Genomic DNA, 16,438 nt, shown 5'->3' with positions numbered 1-16,438 from the left:
ATACTGTTATTTGAATAATGGCTAGGCATCAATGCTGGATTTTTTGGGATTTACATCCTTTTCCCATTCATTATTGGAACTATATTTTAAGGAGGCTTTCATATAAGCATCACGTTTGAAACTTCTTATGATTACCCGGTTGCTTTTTTCGTAGGTAAAATAACTGATGGCCCAATTGAAGCCCACCAAAAATTTGTTTCGAAACCCGCTGATGGAAAGCAAGTGAACCACGGACCATAAAAGCCAGGCAGCATACCCGCCGAAGTGGAGCTTTCCTAAATCAGCGACCGCTTTTCTTTTACCAACTGTGGCCAATGAACCTTTATCTTTATACCTAAATGGTTTGGAAGGCATTGATTGAACGGTGTTCAATAGCACTTTGGCCAAATGACCGCCCTGTTGAATGGCGGTTTGGGCTACCTGTGGATGGCCCTTAGGGGTCTCGTCGGTGATTACCCCGGCAATGTCCCCAATGGCAAAAACATTATCCATGCCTTCCACTTTTAGATGGGTATCCGTTTTTAGACGGTTCCCATTAATTATATGTTTTTGATTGATGCCCGCTGGAACCTGGCCTGTTACACCTGCCGTCCAAATCAGGTTTTTCGCCATGATTTTCCTTCCACTTTTGGTAGATACCACATTACCGTCGTAACCGCTCACGGCCTCGTTCAACAACACTTGCACATTTAGATTTTTTAGATACCGAAGTGTTTTTGTCGAGGCTTTGTTGGACATTGAGGCTAATAGTTCGTCCGATGCTTCGATCAGGTAGATGTTCATTATGCTATTCGGATACTCGGGATAGTCTTTTGGAAGGATGTACTTACAGAATTCCGCCAAGGCACCTGCCATTTCGACACCGGCCGGGCCACCGCCCACAATCACAAAATTGGTCAGCGCATCGCGTTCTTCATCATCACAGGTTATGGCTGCCTGCTCCAAGTTTTGCAACATCATATGACGTATGTTTAGCGAGTCCTTGATGTCTTTCATACCAAGACTGTTTTGTTCCACCTCTTTCATGCCGAAGAAATTGGTCTTGGTTCCGGTGGCCAAGACCAGATAATCGTAGGTGAGCTTGCCTTTGTCTGTTACAACTGTGTTGGAAGCGGGTTCGATTTGCGTCACTTCGGCAAACCTAAAGCTCACATTACCATAGCCCTTGAACTGTTTTCTGAAGGGAAATACGATACTGTCCGGTTCAAGACCGCTGGTGGCCACTTGATAGAACAAGGGCTGAAATTGATGGAAGTTGTTACGGTCTATCAGCACGACCTGTACCTCCTTGTTTTTAAGGCCTTCTACCAGGGCCAGCCCTGCAAAGCCACCACCCACAACCACTATACGCGGCAAAAATGTTTTGGGCAAACAAACAGACTCCATCACTTCACAGTTGGCATCGGTATTGTTCTTTGATATGCAGGTATTCTGATTTCCCATGATCTGCTCTTTTATTTTTCTACGGACAAAATTTATCCTGTCACATTGTAAGTGGCTATATTTTATTTTTGATGTTTTTTTCTGACAATCAAAACAGAACAATGCGCGTGCATGGCAATGGATTGGGCGACCGAACCAAGCAAAAAGCGCGAGAATGCGCCATGGCCTTGTGATCCCAATACGATAAGATCCACCTCCAAATCAGTTGCCTTTTCCAAGATTGCATTTTTGGGAAACCCTTCTACAATATTGGTCGTTATCGACAACTTGCCGTTCTTTTGTTTTAACGACTTTGCAGCATTGTTAACGATGGTTTCAGCCGATTTTTTCGCATTTGACATGGCTTCTTCTTTATAATGGCCGATACCACTTAAGGGGAAAGCCCCTGGTACAGTTAACATTGGATTTTCATAAACATTTAGAACATGTATTTTAACTAATTTTGGCAGCGACATTGCCGCTAGTTCATCGATGGCATCTTTGCTGAATTCAGAGCCGTCAATTGCGAGTAATACTTTCATCTTCTTCGTTTTTATTTATAGACTTAACTTAAAAATTTTGATTCAAAACAATTGGGTTGATTAATTTTCTCCAATACAAATGCTCATAGAGGCCTGACCAATACATGCCAAAAGTGAAAGCGAACAAAAGCTCTTCGATTGGTATGCCGGCCACTAGAATATCACTCAGGTTTTCCAGATTCCAAAACAATGTTACGTAGTCGGGGTAAAACGGGAGAATACTTCCAAAATAAACAAAGTACAATGCCGTGAACAGAAATCCACTTATCCAGATTTTGGTCTTAAGGTCTGGGCGGCAGTATAACGTGGCCATTCCACCCAAGAACATGGCCAATATTCCACAGTAAATATGGTTCATGGGAGTGAAAAGGGCCAATATCAAAAACACGACCGCCGGTACGAAAAGGATATATAGATGCAACCTATGTCTATAATGGTTACGCTCGGTATGCGGTATTTTAACATACCTTCGCTTGAAAATAAGATTGTAAAGTACGGTGCCAATACCCCCGATGGCAAAAGAGAAAATGATGCTTTCAATATCGAACCCGGTCTTTATCGCCAAATCGAAGAGCGATGGCGGGTGCCAATATTCGGGAACGAACAGCGGCTCGGTTAGCCCAAAGGGCATGGTTATCCAACTCATCCTCAACATTTCTTTACGGGAATCCTTCTTCAAAAGATAGACCACGCCCCAAAGGGCCAGTATGATAAGGGACCATATAAACCAAACGTATTGCATAAGATTATAATTTTCTGGTTTCTAAATAATCAACCGCTTCCTTGACCGTCAAGGGGTAGGTGGCATTCCCCGTTCTGACATAAAAGGTTGTATTTTCGGTATCGCTGACATAGATTGGTTTTTTAGAAGGTTCGACAGCTATTACGCACACATCTTCACCATTTAATTTGTAAAATGAAATGTGATTGCTAAAACAAGCCTCGTGACCTAACTGTGTTGAAATTATCCTGAAAATTTCACGCTCATATCCATCTTTGTTCTTGTGCTTTAGGGTCTTGAAATCTTTTTCAAGGCCCACAATGTTGCCATCATCGTCAACGCCAATGATCAATTTTCCACCTTTTGCATTCATAAAACCAGTGATGGTCTTGGCAATGACTAGTTCCAGTTCGCGGTTCGTGGTTTTCCTAAAATAATCGTAACGAATAGATGACTTGAATTCTACCCGTTCATTCTCACCCGCCTCTATCAATTCTTCTAAATCACGCAGTAACAACTGCTGTTGTGTGCCTATAAGCTTGTTCTTTCGCCTGAGGGTTATGAAAAATAGACCGGAAACTATCCCTAGGAAAATGCCAAGGATTGTAAGCGAGACGCTCATCCCTCTCATATCAAAAGTGAAAGATTCTAAAAACTGCGACTTTAAGACGTCCCAAAACAGGGAAAATGAAAATGGTGTATTGCTAAATTCAAACCAATAGAGCACCATGGTAAAAGGATGGACAAGGAAATAGAAAATGCCCCCCCATATTGCCGTTTGGGTGAAAATTGTTTTGATATTTCTTGCAGTACTATTCACTTATTCTACTTTATATGGTTGTACTCTAGGTTCAATTCCGGGATTCTATTGTCAATTGCTCAGTTCTTTGGCACTTTCCGCCAACAAATTGCCTGTGGTCGATGCGACACCGGTTCCTAAAAAGTCTCTCCGATCTTTTGTTCAGATTATCTACTCTTAATCTGTGTGTTGTAAAATGCTGCAATCAGGGCACCTGTGAGCCAAGCAATGATAAATGTCTGGACAATGCCAATAAGTGCCTCCCAAATTGGCACGTCTACCCGTATTATACTGGTAGTGTCCAAGCCGTGCAGCAGGCTGTTGAAAAAGGTTATGCTTCCTTCTTGTCCTGCTGTCGCCAAAACAATCATGCAGCCGGCGTAGAGGATTGCAGCGGTCAGCCCCATGGCAAAACCGAATTTTTTTACATTGATACGATTCATGATTCTTGTTTTAATGTTTATTGTTGTTATTATTCATTTATGAGTTTGTTCATGTGCAAAAACCAAAGTTGGAGTCAATGGTTGCGCTCAAGGCTCTTTTTGTATTCCATTTTATTGTGCATGGCCTTGGCGAGATCCTCGTGTTCTAACGTGTGATCACAAAAAGAATCGGTCAAAAGGCTGTCCGAAGCAATGACCGGCATAAAATGGTGGGTGGTCAGTAGCATAAGGTCAGGATATCTAGTAATCATATCGCTCAATTTGTTCGCTAGTATGGTATCCTTTGCTGCTGCTTTTACGAGTTCGTCCACCATCATTCCCATGGCATGGTCGTTATCCATCATGTTGGCAATGTATTTTTTGCCCAGATCGTGATTTTCGACAAGTGCGGACAATACCTCTTCTTGCTGAGAGTGGTCCTCGAGCATATCCTTTACAGAACTACCCTGTTTTTGTGAGCAGGCCGAAATGAGTAAAGTAGCCAATACCATTATGCCTGTCTTATAAACTTTTATCTTCATTTTGACTTTTTTTAGTAATTAATATTTGCCCTACATTCCTTAATTTGATTTCAAGATCTTTTTTGATTCTTCATATTCCTCCTTAGAGATTTCGCCATTGGCGAAGCGCTTTTTTAGAACTGAAAGTGGGTCTTCCTTCTTTGATTTTCTGTAAGGGATGTCATATGGCACCAAGAATATCCATATCAAGAGGATCAACCATATGACCCACCAGATGACGTGCATGCCGCCCCAATGTCCGTCGAAAAAATGCATAGTTTTAGTTTTAAAGGTTATACATTACTTGTTTTCGGACTATTTGTCCGATTGTAAAAGTTTCTTAGATTGCTCGTATTCTTCTTTGGAAATCTCGCCCTTCGCGAAGCGGATTTTGAGCAACATTAGTGGGTCATCTCCCTCAATCTCTTCATAGGAGGAACTGGTTGGGGCAAAGAAAATCCAGCCCAATGCCACAATCCAAATGGCCCACCAGATCAGGTGCATGCCCCAAAAAAATCCATCTTTGTAAAACATATTTTTAATTTGAAGGTTTTTATGATTTTAACTAATCTCTGCTATGGTATAGCCCTCAAGTTTGTTGAGTTGCCCTTGCAGTTCTTCTACCGTAAGCTTCTTGTTCATTGTTACAATGGTTGCGCCCATAGGCTGTAAAAAAACTTCTACTTGCTCTACTTCAGGATGTTCTTCCAAGGTCTTCTTGATTCTTGTGATACAGCCACCGCAGCTTATTCCGTTAATTTGATATCTGTACTTCATTTCGAAAGTATATTTTAATGGTGCCGATGCCCCCGGTGATCTTCTTGGGTCTCAGTGGAATCTTGCTCTTTGTCATGATCATGGTATTTACTGTTATCAGATTTTCCATGATCACCATGCCCGTGACCACCGTGAGGTATGAAAAGGTGTATCAAAAACATCACGATGATAAAGGAAAAAAGCCCATTGTACCCTGTAATGCCAAATGCAGGCGCAAAAAAAATCAACAATAGCGGGAGACCACAACCGATGACCATCCAAATCCAATGTCCTTTCATGATTTTTATTTTTTCGTTACCTATTATGTGTTAATGGTGCTCAGAATGGTCATCTCCTTTTGATTTCATTGTACCATCATCCATCATTCCCATTCCTTCCATATCCATTCCCTTTTCCTTCATCATATTCATGCACGACTCCATACAATCATTGCTCATCATCCCTTTGTCTTGCATCATTTGCATCATTTCGCCCATCATCTCGCCATCCTTTATCATTCCGTTCATCATGGAATGCATCATTTGTCTGTTGCCCATCATTTGGTTCATTATGGTGCTGTCGCCCATCATCATTTGCATGCCTTGTCCCTTCATCATGGTGCCCATCATTTTTTTGTTTCCCTGCATCATTTGCATGGCATGGTCGCTCCCTTGCATCTGTTCCATGAATTCCATCATATAATCATGGTTTTGTACCAGATCTTTAAGGATCTCGCTTCTGGTTTCCTCGTTTTGAAGCAAGGTTTGTACATCGGTTGATTGTTTGCAACCGTTCAAGGACAAAAGCCCTATCACAGAAAAAATAATTACTAAATTTCTCATTGTATATGAATTAAGGATTAATCGTCAATTGGCTGATTTCAGAAAGGATTCGATTTTGGTGATCTCCTCTTCCGTCAGATTGGCCCTAACCCGCATGTGCAGGCTTATGGTTTCCCAATCGGTATCGTTGTAATCCGCGGGTGAAGGGGCAATATGACATCGGTTGCACACCTCGCCCCAGAGCTGCGCCCCGGATTTTTCAATTTTGAAATCCACTTCACTCCCCGCCACCTCGGTCGCGGTATCCGTCGCAATGGGTTTTTTATTGGAGGAGCAGGCGACCATGATCGATGCCATGACGGACAGGATTATTGCTGCTTTAAAATTCGTTGTTGTTTTCATTTCACTTTCTTTTTTTGATTTTAAAATCCAATGGCCCAATGCACAAACAATCCATTGGTACGGGTCGTGCCATCACTGTCATGACCACCTTCCATCTTGGTGGTTTGATAGCTGAATTTGACCACGGAACGCCAACTCAGCCAATAGTTCAAACCAAAAGCGTACTGCGTTGACTTCTCTTCCCACTCCGCTCCTTCAGGTGCGTTGAAATCGGAATATCGACCCACAAATTCAAGTTGTTTCATAAAGTCGCTTCCCGACATGATGGGGCGATAGCTCAATTGTGTATAAAAGGAGCTGCTTTGGTTGTCAAAGGAGTAAGGTTCGGAAATCCCATCTTCGATTTCATAGTAGGTGGCGGTATCCACATTGGAACTGTTGTACTGGGCCTTGATGTCCACAACCCCTTGTAAGGGGGTGATCGATTTTACATAGGAAAGATCCAGCGCCCAAAGAAAGGCACCCACATCCTTGTAATCGGAGTCCTCTGCACCGGTACTGTTGGTGGTATAGGCGGAAATCCCCCATTCCATGGATGAATCCGAGAGCGGGAGTAGGCCGATCCTGCCACCCAAGGCCTTGGCCAGGTTCACATCTTCATAATAACCGAAATCCAGCATACCCGCTTCTTCAGGCTCCTCACTTCCATCTTTGATGCGCGGACCGTTGGTCACATAAACCGCATAGTTCAGTTTGGGACCGCCCAGATCGAATGCCCCCCTGAGTTCGACGCCGATATCGGAGGCCGGTGCAATTCCGTCGTGACCAAATCCAAGGGGTCTGCTTGGAAGTCGGTTGATCCATGCAGGGTGCAAACGCTCCATAAAGGTTCCAAAGGGAAGCAGGAATTTACCGGCCCTTACGGTCATGTGCTTGTTGAGCACATACATCACATCGGCATATTCCAGTCCCGTTTTCAATTCATTTCCTTCGAGCTCAAACTCCAGTTCGGCCTCGAACATGAGCTTGTCGGAATGCTTGTAGAGGAATATAGGGGCGAATGTGGCCCCTAGAAAGGTGGATTCTTGTTCACCACCGGTATCCAAATATTCAAATCCGGTGTGTCCGTAACCACGCAGCATGAACTGCGTCTTACTGGGTTCAAAGGTGTTGTAGGTCTGGGCCAAAGCCGAAGATCCCAACCCTAAGATAATTAGGGTCATTAGTAGTTTTTTCATTTTTTCAAGGTTCTGATATAGTTGATCAATTCCCATCTCTTGTTTTCGGGAAGTGCGGTTTCATAGGAAGCCATAGGGGGCTTACCGTTGGTCAATTTCCAGAATAGGGCACCGTCCGATTGGGACTGTACCTTGGCACTGGTCAAGTCGGTGGGTTTTGGGGTCAATCCGGCTCCGCCCATGCCGTCTCCCTTACCCTTGGCCCCGTGGCAGATCACACAGAGCATTCTGAAGGTCCGTTTGCCGCTTTCTGTCGCCGTGGCATCATTTTTTAAGGGATTGTTCAAATTGTCCGCACTGGCCGGGGCTTCCCATTGGGTCTGTGCTCTGGTCGCCTGTAGGGCCAAAAGGGTCATTAGGAACGTTAGCATTATGGGTATTGATTTTTTTTGTGTAAGTTTCATTTTATTATTTGTTAGGTTGTTGCGTTAAAACTACTGTTTGACCTGACAGGCCATCTTCATAATATTCCTGGATTTTTATATTATTTCGTCAAGAAAATCCCTTTGCCACATTTGTCCGTTTTTGTAATCCGTCATGCTCATCCCCATAATTTCCTTGAACTGTGCGGACAAATGGTTGACGCTGCTGTAATCGAGCATATAGGCGATATCGGAAAATGAATATTGTCCCAGTTGGATAAGCTCCTTTACCTTTTCGATCTTGAGCTTGATAAAGTACTTTTCGATCGTGATGTTTTCATTTCTGGAAAAAACCTTGCTCAGTACTTTGTAATCGCGATGCAATAAATCGACAAGGTAGTCCGAGGTGTTCCCTTTGTGGTTAATCGGGACGTTGGTCACTAAGGAAATCAAGCCTATCTTGATTTTCTCAACGATCATTTCCTCTTCGCTTTTGGCTATTTCAAAGCCATTGGAATGTAGGACGTCCACGACTTTTTGGTCAACTTCGGCAATCCCTATTTCCGGGGCATTTACCGTAAGTTTCCCCAGTTCAAGGGATAGAACCTCAATGCCCAGGTCATGCAATTCTTGTCTTATGACCTTGAGGCATCGCCTACAGACCATATGCTTTATCCAGTATTCCTTTTTGGAATCCATGGTGTCTGAGTTATTGTTAAGCGTAAATAATATCGGGTCAAAACCCGATAGGAGAATCGATCAGGATATGCCGTCGTGGAGATAGCACACGACAAAAAAGGTCATTTAGTGGCCATGACCAATGTGAAGAGCGAACGATTGCATTGACGTTCCGCCAGTGTAAAAATCAAATTAGGAAAGTTTCATGAAGGACAAGGAGATCCTGTTCGATCCACGGGGGATCGTAGTCTTTAAAAGGGATTATGTTTTCCTGTAGCCCTTCGAAACGATCGATATGGTAAAAAATAAAGGCATTTAGAAATACAAGTGTGCCGAAATCAAGGTCAAAGGAATCCAGCATCAGGTCATCCTTGCCAATATTGGCATAGGTATCGGTGCTGCAGCAATCCTTTTGTTCCAAAGAGCACTTCCTTGAGGTGTTTTTGGGATTTTGAAGCTTTTGGTCGCAGGGTTTTGCTTTGCCGGTCACAGAAAAACTGACCAACTTGTTACAGCAAAAATGGGCATTCGATGCAAAGGAAGTGGTACTGATCAATACAGAACAGGCCAGAAACAGGGACAATATTTTCGATGTGGTTTGCTTCACTTCCTAAAGTTACTAAATTTTGTTTAACTCGCTAAAAATCAAACTGTAATCAATTATGCAGTTATCCATATGATTACTGTTTGTGTGTGATTTCAGCAGGATTTGGTTCCAAATGTAAGGTATGGGATTCGGAAAAAACATGACAAATATCAGGTTTACCAAAAGTACTGGCATTGGGCCACCACAAGGATCACAATACTATACTGGTATACAATATGTGGGGAAAGGAATGACCGTCAGCTGTCCAACGATCGGATTCGGTATCGAGGAACTTTAAGGTCTGTTATGGTTCGATTGAAGACAAGGGTTCCACCTTTAATCGGGTTGAAAATACAATGCTATTGGTCAGGGTTCCATCCGTTGCCAGTAAGGAGGGCCTTCGAACCACGATGTGCTTTATACCGTCCCGGACCAGATACGATGGTCGTATAAATGATTGATGGTCAAAAGTATGGGGTGCCATGGTCGGTACTTTGAAAAGCAGGGGCTTTATGCGGAATCCTTGTATAAATTGTGTTAAATTTAATGAGGTTGTTAAAATTTTTGTAGTTTTGTAACCGCTTATGAGAATATTTTGGTTCAAAATATTATCTTGTTTTATGGCACTCAACGTGCTGGCATCCACCTTTTCCTTTGCGGTGGCACAACACTATTGTGGGGAAGATCTTGTTGATTTTTCCTTCTTCGGTAAAGCGGAATCCTGTGGAATGGATATGCAGCAGCCATCGGATTCACACCAGCACAAGCTGCAGAAAAAACAGTGTTGCGATGACGAAACGCTTTCCGTACAAGGAAATAGGGATCTATTGCTTTCCGTTGAAAATTTAAGTGTTGGGGAGCATCAGTTCCTGGTTGCCTTCACCTACAGTTACATCAATCTTTTTGAGGGATTACAGGAAAATATAGTTTCTGTCGTACATTACCCTCCGCCCCTTTTGGTCAAGGATATTCAGATTCTTGATCAAACTTTCCTTATTTAAGAGCATATCGATGACGTTTGGCCGTGCTATGGTTTTTGGCATGGCCCTAGGTATTTATTGCCTTTGGAACATTTTCACTATTTCCAACACAATAAACTCATGATATGCTTAATAAAATCATAAAATACTTTTTAGAGAACAAACTGGTGACCGTTCTCGTTTTAATAACGTTGGTTACCTGGGGGATTGTCACTTCCCCCTTCAATTGGAATACGGGCTTTCTCCCAAAAGACCCGGTGCCCGTGGATGCCATTCCCGATATTGGGGAAAACCAGCAAATTGTTTTCACGCAATGGCCCGGGCGATCGCCACAAGATATCGAGGATCAGATTTCTTATCCAATGACGACCTATTTACTTGGAATTCCAGGGGTGAAAACGATCCGTAGTTCATCCATCTTTGGATTTTCCAGTATCTATATCATTTTTAATGATGATGTGGAATTTTATTGGTCGCGCTCCCGGATCCTTGAAAAATTGAATTCACTTCCCGCAGGGCTGTTGCCCGATGGGGTAACCCCGACTTTGGGTCCTGACGCCACGGCATTGGGACAGGTATATTGGTATACCCTGGAAGGAAGGGACAAGGATGGCAACCCTACGGGAGGATGGGATCTGCACGAAATACGGACTGCCCAGGATTTTTATGTGAAATACGGGTTGAATGCCGTGGACGGGGTGTCCGAAGTGGCTTCGATCGGTGGTTTCGTCCAAGAATATCAAGTGGATGTAAATCCAGATGCCCTGAAAGCCTATAATATTCCTTTATACAAGGTCATGGAGGCCGTACGGAAGTCGAACAGGGATGTGGGCGCCAAGACCATTGAAGTCAATCAAGCAGAATATTTGGTCAGGGGCTTGGGATATGTCAAAAATACGGAAGACATAGAAAAGGCCGTGGTTGCCGTCTTTGACAATGTCCCGGTTCGGGTCAAGGATATTGGGGTGGTCAGCTTGGGACCGGCCACACGAAGGGGCGTGCTCGATAAAGGGGGCGCCGAAGTGGTAGGTGGCGTCGTGGTCGCCCGTTATGGTTCCAATCCTTTGGCGGTCATCAATAATGTGAAGGACAAGATCAAGGAAATCGCACCCGGTTTGCCCAAAAAGACATTGGCCAATGGTGTGGAAAGCCAATTGACCGTGGTCCCGTTTTATGACCGGACACAGCTCATCCACGAGACCATAGGTACTTTGGAAAATGCCCTGTCCCACGAAATACTGATCAGCATCATCGTTGTACTGGTACTTGTCCTCAACCTGAGGGCCTCTGTGATCATATCCAGTCTATTGCCTGTCGGGGTCCTAATGACCTTTATTGTCATGCAATATGCCGGGGTAGATGCCAATGTGGTGGCCCTTTCCGGGATAGCCATTGCCATAGGGGTGATGGTGGACGTGGGGATCGTGTTCGTCGAGAACATTATCCGTCATTTGGAAATGCCCGAGAACCATGGTGCCAAGGGCAAGGAACTCATTCAGGTAATATATAAGGCCACCGTGGAAGTGGCCTCGGCAATTACGACCGCATTGGCGACCACCGTCGTGAGCTTTGTGCCTGTCTTTGCCATGCAATCGGCAGAAGGGAAGCTATTTAGGCCCTTGGCCTTTACCAAGACCTTTGCCCTGTTGAGCGCCTTTGTGCTTGGAATCGTTGTGCTTCCGGCATTGGCCCATTTTGTAATGGGGGTGGATTATGACAAGAAACGGGTGCGACGGTTTTGGTCCATTCTATTGATATCCACCGGGCTTATTTTTGCATTTTATGCCCAGATGTGGTTGCCATTGGTCATTTCACTCATTGGGTTGAACAATTTGATGGAACCCAAATGGCCGGAGCACTATAAATCGTTTCCCAACTATATCAATTTGGGACTGACCGTTTTTATCGCTTCCTTCTTCCTGACCGAGGAATGGATGCCCTTGGGACCCCAAAACGGTATTGTGGTCAACTACTTTTTTGTGTTGTTCCTAGTGGGCATTATCCTGGCCGCTTTGATGGGAATCGTACATTTCTATACCCCGGTCCTAAAGTGGTGTCTGGAAAACAAAGGAAAGTTCATGCTCATCCCATTCGTGACCCTGTTTTTTGGGGTATTGGTTTGGCTGGGGTTCGATAGCACCTTTGGAATCGTGGCCAAAGGCTTTGAATCGGTAGGTTGGAAAAGTGTCAGACAGACCTCGGGATGGCAGGCAGCTTCCAAGAGATTCCCGGGAATAGGATCCGAGTTCATGCCATCGCTCAATGAAGGTTCGTTCCTGTTGATGCCGACATCCATGCCGCATTCAGGGGTGGAATACAACAAAAGGGTGGTTGGACAGTTGGATATGCTCTTGGGAAGCATACCCGAAGTGGACTTGGTTGTCGGTAAACTCGGTCGCGTTGAATCCGCACTGGACCCTGCACCCATTTCCATGTATGAGAACATCATCAACTATAAACCTGAATTCATTGTGAATGAAGACGGACATAGGGTCCGTTATAAAGTAGATCGAAAGGACAGGTTCATTACCCAGCATAAAGACACTTTGACCAATGAGGAGGCCTTGCAGTTAGGGATTGCCGAGAAGGACCTGATCGTGGATGAGGACGGTGAGTTTTTCCGAAACTGGAGGCCTCATATCAAATCCCCCAACGATATCTGGGATGAGATCGTAAAGGTCACCAAGATCCCGGGCATAACCTCTGCTCCCAAATTACAGCCCATAGAAACCCGGTTGGTGATGTTGCAGACCGGAATGCGCGCTCCCATGGGGATCAAGGTTTTTGGTCCCGATCTGAAGACCATCGAGGATTTTGGGATGCAATTGGAAGGTATCTTGAAGGAAGTGCCCTCGGTCAAGGCAGAAGCCGTATTCGCCGATAGAATAGTGGGCAAACCTTATTTGCACCTCAATATCAACAGGGACGGGATATCCCGATATGGTTTGAACATTGAAGATGTGCAGCAAAGCATCGAAACAGCGATCGGTGGGATGAAAATCACCTCCACCGTTGAAGGTAGGGAACGTTTTCCCGTGCGGGTGCGCTACCCGAGGGAATTGAGGGACGACCCGGAATCGTTGAAGAAAATTTTGATTCCCACACCGGTAGGGGCGCAAATTCCCTTATCCCAAGTGGTGGATTTTGAATATGTCCGCGGGCCTCAGGCCATCAAGAGCGAAAACACCTTTTTGGTGGGCTATGTGCTTTTTGATAAACGGGACGGTTTTGCGGAAGTCGATGTGGTGAACGATGCCCAGGAAGCCATCCAGAAAAAAATCGATGCAGGGGAATTAACGGTTCCCGCCGGAATAAGCTATAAGTTTTCTGGGAGTTATGAGAACCAAATCAGGGCAGTGAAAAGACTGTCCATTGTCATACCGATCAGTTTGATTGTGATTTTCTTGCTCCTGTTTTTTCAGTTCAAGACGGTCATCGCATCCTCCATCCATTTTTCCGGAGTTTTTGTTGCTTTTGCGGGAGGTTTCATAATGCTCTGGCTCTATGGTCAGGATTGGTTCATGAATTTTGCCATTTCAGGGGTCAACATGCGGGATCTGTTCCAAATGCACACGATCAATTTAAGCGTTGCGGTTTGGGTTGGTTTTATCGCACTTTTCGGTATTGCCACCGATGATGGTGTCATCATGGGTACGTACATCCACCAGGTTTTTGAGGAAAAGAACCCTCAAACCGTACCGGATGTAAGAGCGGCGGTTTTGGAGGCAGGGAAAAAAAGGGTCCGTCCCGCCATGATGACGGCCGCCGTGGCCATCATCGCCCTTTTGCCCGTGCTGACCTCTACCGGAAAAGGGGCCGACATTATGATTCCCATGGCCATCCCGACTTTTGGGGGAATGGCCATTCAGATCATGACCATGTTCGTGGTCCCGGTACTCCAAGCCTATTGGAGGGAAACAGTCATTATAAATCGCAACAAAGCATTGAAAAAAATACAGTAAAATGAAAAATGTATTGACCATCATATTTGTCTTGACAAGTATCCTTTCCAACGGCCAGACCTTGGAGGATTACTTTAAGGTAGCGGCTGAGAACAATCCAGGGTTGCTTTCACAGTACAAAGATTTTGAGGCGGCGTTACAAAAAGTACCGCAGGTGAAGGCTTTACCAGATCCAAACCTGTCCTTTGGGTACTTCATCTCCCCGGTCGAAACCCGGGTAGGGCCCCAAAAGGCAAGGTTTTCACTGACTCAGATGTTTCCTTGGTTTGGAACCTTAAAGGCCCAAGGTGATGCCGCTGCACTTATGGCAGAGGCCAAGTACCAGTCTTTTTTGGATGCCAGGAACAAACTTTATTACGAGGTTTCAGCAGCTTATTTTCCATTGTACGAACTTAAGGAGTGGGTACGGATCGAAGAGGACAACATTGCCATTCTGGAATCCTACAGGACGGTTTCCAATACGAAATTCAAAAATGGCTTGGGATCATTGGTCGATGTCTTAAGGGTGGACGTGCTTTTAAAGGAAGCCCGGACGAATCTGGGTATCCTTAAACATAAGGAAATCCCCCTTTTGGCGTCCTTCAATAAACTATTGGACCGTAAGGAAGATGAACAAATAAACATCCCTGAGACCTTTGGGGTCAATGTACTGCCCATTGATTATGTCAAAGATTCCTTGGTAGTGGACCATCCGCTCTTGAATTCCCTGGAATTAAAGGTCAAGGCTGCAGCGGCATCCGAAAGGGCAGCCCTTAAACAAGGCCTGCCAAAAGTGGGGGTCGGACTGGACTATGTAATGGTTGATAAGCGTACCGACATGGTGGTTCCCGATAATGGCAAGGATGTATTGATGCCCATGGTTACCTTGAGCCTGCCCCTATTCAGGGGTAAGTACAGGGCAGCCGAAAAGGAGGCCCAATTGATGCAGGAAAGTTATGCACTGCAAAAAAAGGAAGTCACCAATACATTGAAGACCAATTATGAAATGGCCGTTTTTGACATAAGGCAGCAGACGGATTTGATTTCCCTCTTTGATGAACAGATCATGGAATCGGAACAAGCACTCAATCTGTTGTTCACAGCCTATGGGAATTCCGGGAAGGACTTCGAGGAGGTGTTGCGAATGCAGCAACAATTGTTGAAGTATACTAAATTGAAAATAAGCGCATTGACGCAATATGAAATAGCGTTGGCCAAGTTTAACTATATCACGGCAAAAAAATAATCAGATGAAATCAGAAACACAAAAAATAGTAAAAATAGCCTTGTCCACCTTGGTTCTTGGACTTTTGCTGGGATGGCTATTGTTCGGGGGCTCCAAGGGCAATGCCAAAGAGGAACACCAACATACTTCGGAAGTATCGGGAGAAACCATTTGGACCTGCTCCATGCATCCCCAGATCAGACAGACGGAACCGGGAGATTGTCCCATTTGTGGGATGGACTTGATCCCTTTGGAAAATGACAACGGTTCGGAACTGGACCCCATGGCCGTTAGCATGTCGAAAACCGCCATGCAGCTTGCCAATGTCACTACGGAAATCGTGGGCAAGACCGCCCCGGTCAAATTGATCGATCTTAATGGCAAGGTGGAAGCGGATGAACGATCGATCTATTCCCAATCTTCCCATATTCCCGGGAGGGTGGAACGGCTAATGGTCAATTTTACAGGGGAGTACATCAAGCAGGGGCAGATCATCGCCTATATTTATTCCCCTGATCTGGTCACTGCACAAGAGGAACTTTTTGAAGCAAGAAAGGTGGCGGACACCCAACCGCAGTTTTTTAATGCCGCCAAGGAAAAATTAAAAAACTGGAAGCTTTCCGACAACCAAATCGCACAGATACTTCAATCCGGGACCGTTAAGGAGGAATTGCCGATACATGCCGATGTTTCAGGCTACGTTACCGAAAAAATGGTAAACCTTGGCGACTATGTCAACAAGGGCAAGGCATTATATCAAATTGCCAACCTGAACAGCGTTTGGGTACTGTTCGATATTTATGAGTCCGACATGCCCTGGGTAAGAAAAGGCGATGAAGTGGTCTTTACCATACCCTCGCTCCCGGGCGAAAACTTCAAAGGCAGGATTTCCTATATCGACCCGGTGATCAATCCCATGACAAGGGTTGCCAAGGCCAGAATCGAGATCGGGAACACCGGTTTAAGGTTAAAGCCGGAAATGTTCGCTTCCGGAACCGTAAAAGCAAAACAGCCCATTGCATCAGAAGCGATAACCATTCCTAAGTCGGCAGTGATGTGGACCGGGGAACGTTCTGTGGTATACATCAAGAATACCACGTCCAATGGGGTGAATTTTGTGT

Annotated in this window: 22 protein-coding genes; 5 read left to right on the top strand and 17 right to left on the bottom strand. The window is 44.8% G+C overall.

Annotation, left to right across the window (positions count from 1 at the left end; translation table 11 throughout):
- Positions 1 to 21: 21 nt before the first annotated feature.
- The 16 genes from J0656_RS17555 to J0656_RS17480 all read right to left on the bottom strand — a co-directional run bounded on the left by J0656_RS17555 (position 22) and on the right by J0656_RS17480 (position 9,192).
- Positions 22 to 1,386 (bottom strand): NAD(P)/FAD-dependent oxidoreductase, encoded by a 1,365-nt coding sequence (locus tag J0656_RS17555; protein ID WP_051947539.1) that lies wholly within the window; start codon positions 1,384 to 1,386, stop codon positions 22 to 24.
- A 119-nt stretch (positions 1,387 to 1,505) separates the two neighbouring features.
- Positions 1,506 to 1,964, bottom strand: a complete 459-nt coding sequence (locus J0656_RS17550; RefSeq protein ID WP_036378941.1) for a universal stress protein — start codon at positions 1,962 to 1,964, stop codon at positions 1,506 to 1,508.
- A 28-nt stretch (positions 1,965 to 1,992) separates the two neighbouring features.
- Positions 1,993 to 2,706, bottom strand: coding sequence for a lycopene cyclase domain-containing protein (locus J0656_RS17545; protein WP_036378939.1), 714 nt, complete (start codon positions 2,704 to 2,706; stop codon positions 1,993 to 1,995).
- 4 nt (positions 2,707 to 2,710) lie between these two features.
- Positions 2,711 to 3,505 carry an AlbA family DNA-binding domain-containing protein gene (locus J0656_RS17540; protein ID WP_051947114.1) on the bottom strand — a complete coding sequence of 265 codons (795 nt, stop codon included), beginning with the start codon at positions 3,503 to 3,505 and terminating at the stop codon, positions 2,711 to 2,713.
- A 146-nt stretch (positions 3,506 to 3,651) separates the two neighbouring features.
- A complete protein-coding gene (locus J0656_RS17535) occupies positions 3,652 to 3,927 on the bottom strand; it encodes a DUF5676 family membrane protein (protein ID WP_036378938.1) in 276 nt (91 codons plus the stop codon).
- Positions 3,928 to 4,001: 74 nt separating this feature from the next.
- Positions 4,002 to 4,448 (bottom strand): hypothetical protein, encoded by a 447-nt coding sequence (locus J0656_RS17530; protein ID WP_036385892.1) that lies wholly within the window; start codon positions 4,446 to 4,448, stop codon positions 4,002 to 4,004.
- 39 nt (positions 4,449 to 4,487) lie between these two features.
- Positions 4,488 to 4,703: an SHOCT domain-containing protein gene (locus J0656_RS17525; RefSeq protein WP_036385890.1), complete on the bottom strand. Its 216-nt coding sequence runs from the start codon at positions 4,701 to 4,703 to the stop codon at positions 4,488 to 4,490.
- Positions 4,704 to 4,742: 39 nt separating this feature from the next.
- Positions 4,743 to 4,961, bottom strand: coding sequence for an SHOCT domain-containing protein (locus J0656_RS17520; protein WP_036385889.1), 219 nt, complete (start codon positions 4,959 to 4,961; stop codon positions 4,743 to 4,745).
- Between the two features lie 27 nt (positions 4,962 to 4,988).
- A complete protein-coding gene (locus tag J0656_RS17515; protein ID WP_036385886.1) occupies positions 4,989 to 5,204 on the bottom strand; it encodes a heavy-metal-associated domain-containing protein in 216 nt (71 codons plus the stop codon).
- 14 nt (positions 5,205 to 5,218) lie between these two features.
- On the bottom strand, positions 5,219 to 5,482 hold the full coding sequence (locus tag J0656_RS17510) for a hypothetical protein (protein ID WP_081894146.1): 264 nt from the start codon (positions 5,480 to 5,482) through the stop codon (positions 5,219 to 5,221).
- A 30-nt stretch (positions 5,483 to 5,512) separates the two neighbouring features.
- Complete coding sequence (locus tag J0656_RS17505) at positions 5,513 to 6,025, bottom strand: hypothetical protein (RefSeq protein ID WP_036378936.1); 513 nt, start codon at positions 6,023 to 6,025, stop codon at positions 5,513 to 5,515.
- Between the two features lie 24 nt (positions 6,026 to 6,049).
- Positions 6,050 to 6,367 (bottom strand): hypothetical protein, encoded by a 318-nt coding sequence (locus J0656_RS17500; protein WP_147378303.1) that lies wholly within the window; start codon positions 6,365 to 6,367, stop codon positions 6,050 to 6,052.
- Between the two features lie 20 nt (positions 6,368 to 6,387).
- The gene (locus J0656_RS17495) at positions 6,388 to 7,545 is read right to left on the bottom strand and encodes a putative porin (RefSeq protein WP_036385884.1); all 1,158 of its coding nucleotides are present in this window, start codon (positions 7,543 to 7,545) and stop codon (positions 6,388 to 6,390) included.
- Positions 7,542 to 7,949 (bottom strand): c-type cytochrome, encoded by a 408-nt coding sequence (locus tag J0656_RS17490; protein WP_036385883.1) that lies wholly within the window; start codon positions 7,947 to 7,949, stop codon positions 7,542 to 7,544. The genes J0656_RS17495 and J0656_RS17490 overlap by 4 nt, the downstream gene beginning before the upstream one ends.
- Before the next feature lie 75 nt (positions 7,950 to 8,024).
- Positions 8,025 to 8,606 carry a helix-turn-helix domain-containing protein gene (locus J0656_RS17485; protein ID WP_036385881.1) on the bottom strand — a complete coding sequence of 194 codons (582 nt, stop codon included), beginning with the start codon at positions 8,604 to 8,606 and terminating at the stop codon, positions 8,025 to 8,027.
- A 166-nt stretch (positions 8,607 to 8,772) separates the two neighbouring features.
- A complete protein-coding gene (locus tag J0656_RS17480) occupies positions 8,773 to 9,192 on the bottom strand; it encodes an HYC_CC_PP family protein (RefSeq protein ID WP_036385880.1) in 420 nt (139 codons plus the stop codon).
- A 121-nt stretch (positions 9,193 to 9,313) separates the two neighbouring features.
- Here J0656_RS17480 and J0656_RS17475 point away from each other — a divergent pair, with 121 nt between their 5' ends.
- Complete coding sequence (locus tag J0656_RS17475; protein WP_175443744.1) at positions 9,314 to 9,469, top strand: hypothetical protein; 156 nt, start codon at positions 9,314 to 9,316, stop codon at positions 9,467 to 9,469.
- Positions 9,470 to 9,475: 6 nt separating this feature from the next.
- Here the strand turns inward: J0656_RS17475 and J0656_RS17470 are convergent, their stop codons facing one another.
- Positions 9,476 to 9,655: a hypothetical protein gene (locus J0656_RS17470; RefSeq protein WP_139297725.1), complete on the bottom strand. Its 180-nt coding sequence runs from the start codon at positions 9,653 to 9,655 to the stop codon at positions 9,476 to 9,478.
- A gap of 100 nt (positions 9,656 to 9,755) precedes the next feature.
- Between J0656_RS17470 and J0656_RS17465 the strand changes: the two genes are divergently transcribed.
- The 4 genes from J0656_RS17465 to J0656_RS17450 form a co-directional block, all read left to right on the top strand.
- Entirely contained in the window at positions 9,756 to 10,172 is a 417-nt protein-coding gene (locus tag J0656_RS17465) for an HYC_CC_PP family protein (RefSeq protein WP_417947624.1), read from the top strand.
- A 104-nt stretch (positions 10,173 to 10,276) separates the two neighbouring features.
- On the top strand, positions 10,277 to 14,113 hold the full coding sequence (locus J0656_RS17460) for an efflux RND transporter permease subunit (RefSeq protein WP_036385877.1): 3,837 nt from the start codon (positions 10,277 to 10,279) through the stop codon (positions 14,111 to 14,113).
- Between the two features lies 1 nt (position 14,114).
- Positions 14,115 to 15,338 carry a TolC family protein gene (locus J0656_RS17455; protein WP_090294896.1) on the top strand — a complete coding sequence of 408 codons (1,224 nt, stop codon included), beginning with the start codon at positions 14,115 to 14,117 and terminating at the stop codon, positions 15,336 to 15,338.
- A gap of 4 nt (positions 15,339 to 15,342) precedes the next feature.
- Positions 15,343 to 16,438, top strand: a 1,096-nt coding sequence (locus tag J0656_RS17450; RefSeq protein ID WP_207036258.1) for a heavy metal-binding domain-containing protein, incomplete at its 3' end; no start/stop codon positions are given.

This window comes from Flagellimonas aurea (genome assembly GCF_017313785.1).
In the GTDB taxonomy this organism is placed as follows: Bacteria; Bacteroidota; Bacteroidia; order Flavobacteriales; family Flavobacteriaceae; genus Flagellimonas; species Flagellimonas aurea.
Note: the sequence above shows the minus strand (reverse complement) of the source record. Positions and strands in the feature narration are given on the sequence as shown.

What these genes read in the sequence shown, in the direction of transcription:
- J0656_RS17555 (WP_051947539.1), bottom strand. Translation starts at nt 1,386, where the DNA reads ATGGAGTCTGTTTGTTTGCCCAAAACATTTTTGCCGCGTATAGTGGTT.
- J0656_RS17550 (WP_036378941.1), bottom strand. Translation starts at nt 1,964, where the DNA reads ATGAAAGTATTACTCGCAATTGACGGCTCTGAATTCAGCAAAGATGCC.
- J0656_RS17545 (WP_036378939.1), bottom strand. Translation starts at nt 2,706, where the DNA reads ATGCAATACGTTTGGTTTATATGGTCCCTTATCATACTGGCCCTTTGG.
- J0656_RS17535 (WP_036378938.1), bottom strand. Translation starts at nt 3,927, where the DNA reads ATGAATCGTATCAATGTAAAAAAATTCGGTTTTGCCATGGGGCTGACC.
- J0656_RS17530 (WP_036385892.1), bottom strand. Translation starts at nt 4,448, where the DNA reads ATGAAGATAAAAGTTTATAAGACAGGCATAATGGTATTGGCTACTTTA.
- J0656_RS17525 (WP_036385890.1), bottom strand. Translation starts at nt 4,703, where the DNA reads ATGCATTTTTTCGACGGACATTGGGGCGGCATGCACGTCATCTGGTGG.
- J0656_RS17520 (WP_036385889.1), bottom strand. Translation starts at nt 4,961, where the DNA reads ATGTTTTACAAAGATGGATTTTTTTGGGGCATGCACCTGATCTGGTGG.
- J0656_RS17515 (WP_036385886.1), bottom strand. Translation starts at nt 5,204, where the DNA reads ATGAAGTACAGATATCAAATTAACGGAATAAGCTGCGGTGGCTGTATC.
- J0656_RS17510 (WP_081894146.1), bottom strand. Translation starts at nt 5,482, where the DNA reads ATGAAAGGACATTGGATTTGGATGGTCATCGGTTGTGGTCTCCCGCTA.
- J0656_RS17505 (WP_036378936.1), bottom strand. Translation starts at nt 6,025, where the DNA reads ATGAGAAATTTAGTAATTATTTTTTCTGTGATAGGGCTTTTGTCCTTG.
- J0656_RS17500 (WP_147378303.1), bottom strand. Translation starts at nt 6,367, where the DNA reads ATGAAAACAACAACGAATTTTAAAGCAGCAATAATCCTGTCCGTCATG.
- J0656_RS17495 (WP_036385884.1), bottom strand. Translation starts at nt 7,545, where the DNA reads ATGAAAAAACTACTAATGACCCTAATTATCTTAGGGTTGGGATCTTCG.
- J0656_RS17490 (WP_036385883.1), bottom strand. Translation starts at nt 7,949, where the DNA reads ATGAAACTTACACAAAAAAAATCAATACCCATAATGCTAACGTTCCTA.
- J0656_RS17485 (WP_036385881.1), bottom strand. Translation starts at nt 8,606, where the DNA reads ATGGATTCCAAAAAGGAATACTGGATAAAGCATATGGTCTGTAGGCGA.
- J0656_RS17475 (WP_175443744.1), top strand. Translation starts at nt 9,314, where the DNA reads ATGGGATTCGGAAAAAACATGACAAATATCAGGTTTACCAAAAGTACT.
- J0656_RS17470 (WP_139297725.1), bottom strand. Translation starts at nt 9,655, where the DNA reads ATGGCACCCCATACTTTTGACCATCAATCATTTATACGACCATCGTAT.
- J0656_RS17465 (WP_417947624.1), top strand. Translation starts at nt 9,756, where the DNA reads ATGAGAATATTTTGGTTCAAAATATTATCTTGTTTTATGGCACTCAAC.
- J0656_RS17460 (WP_036385877.1), top strand. Translation starts at nt 10,277, where the DNA reads ATGCTTAATAAAATCATAAAATACTTTTTAGAGAACAAACTGGTGACC.
- J0656_RS17455 (WP_090294896.1), top strand. Translation starts at nt 14,115, where the DNA reads ATGAAAAATGTATTGACCATCATATTTGTCTTGACAAGTATCCTTTCC.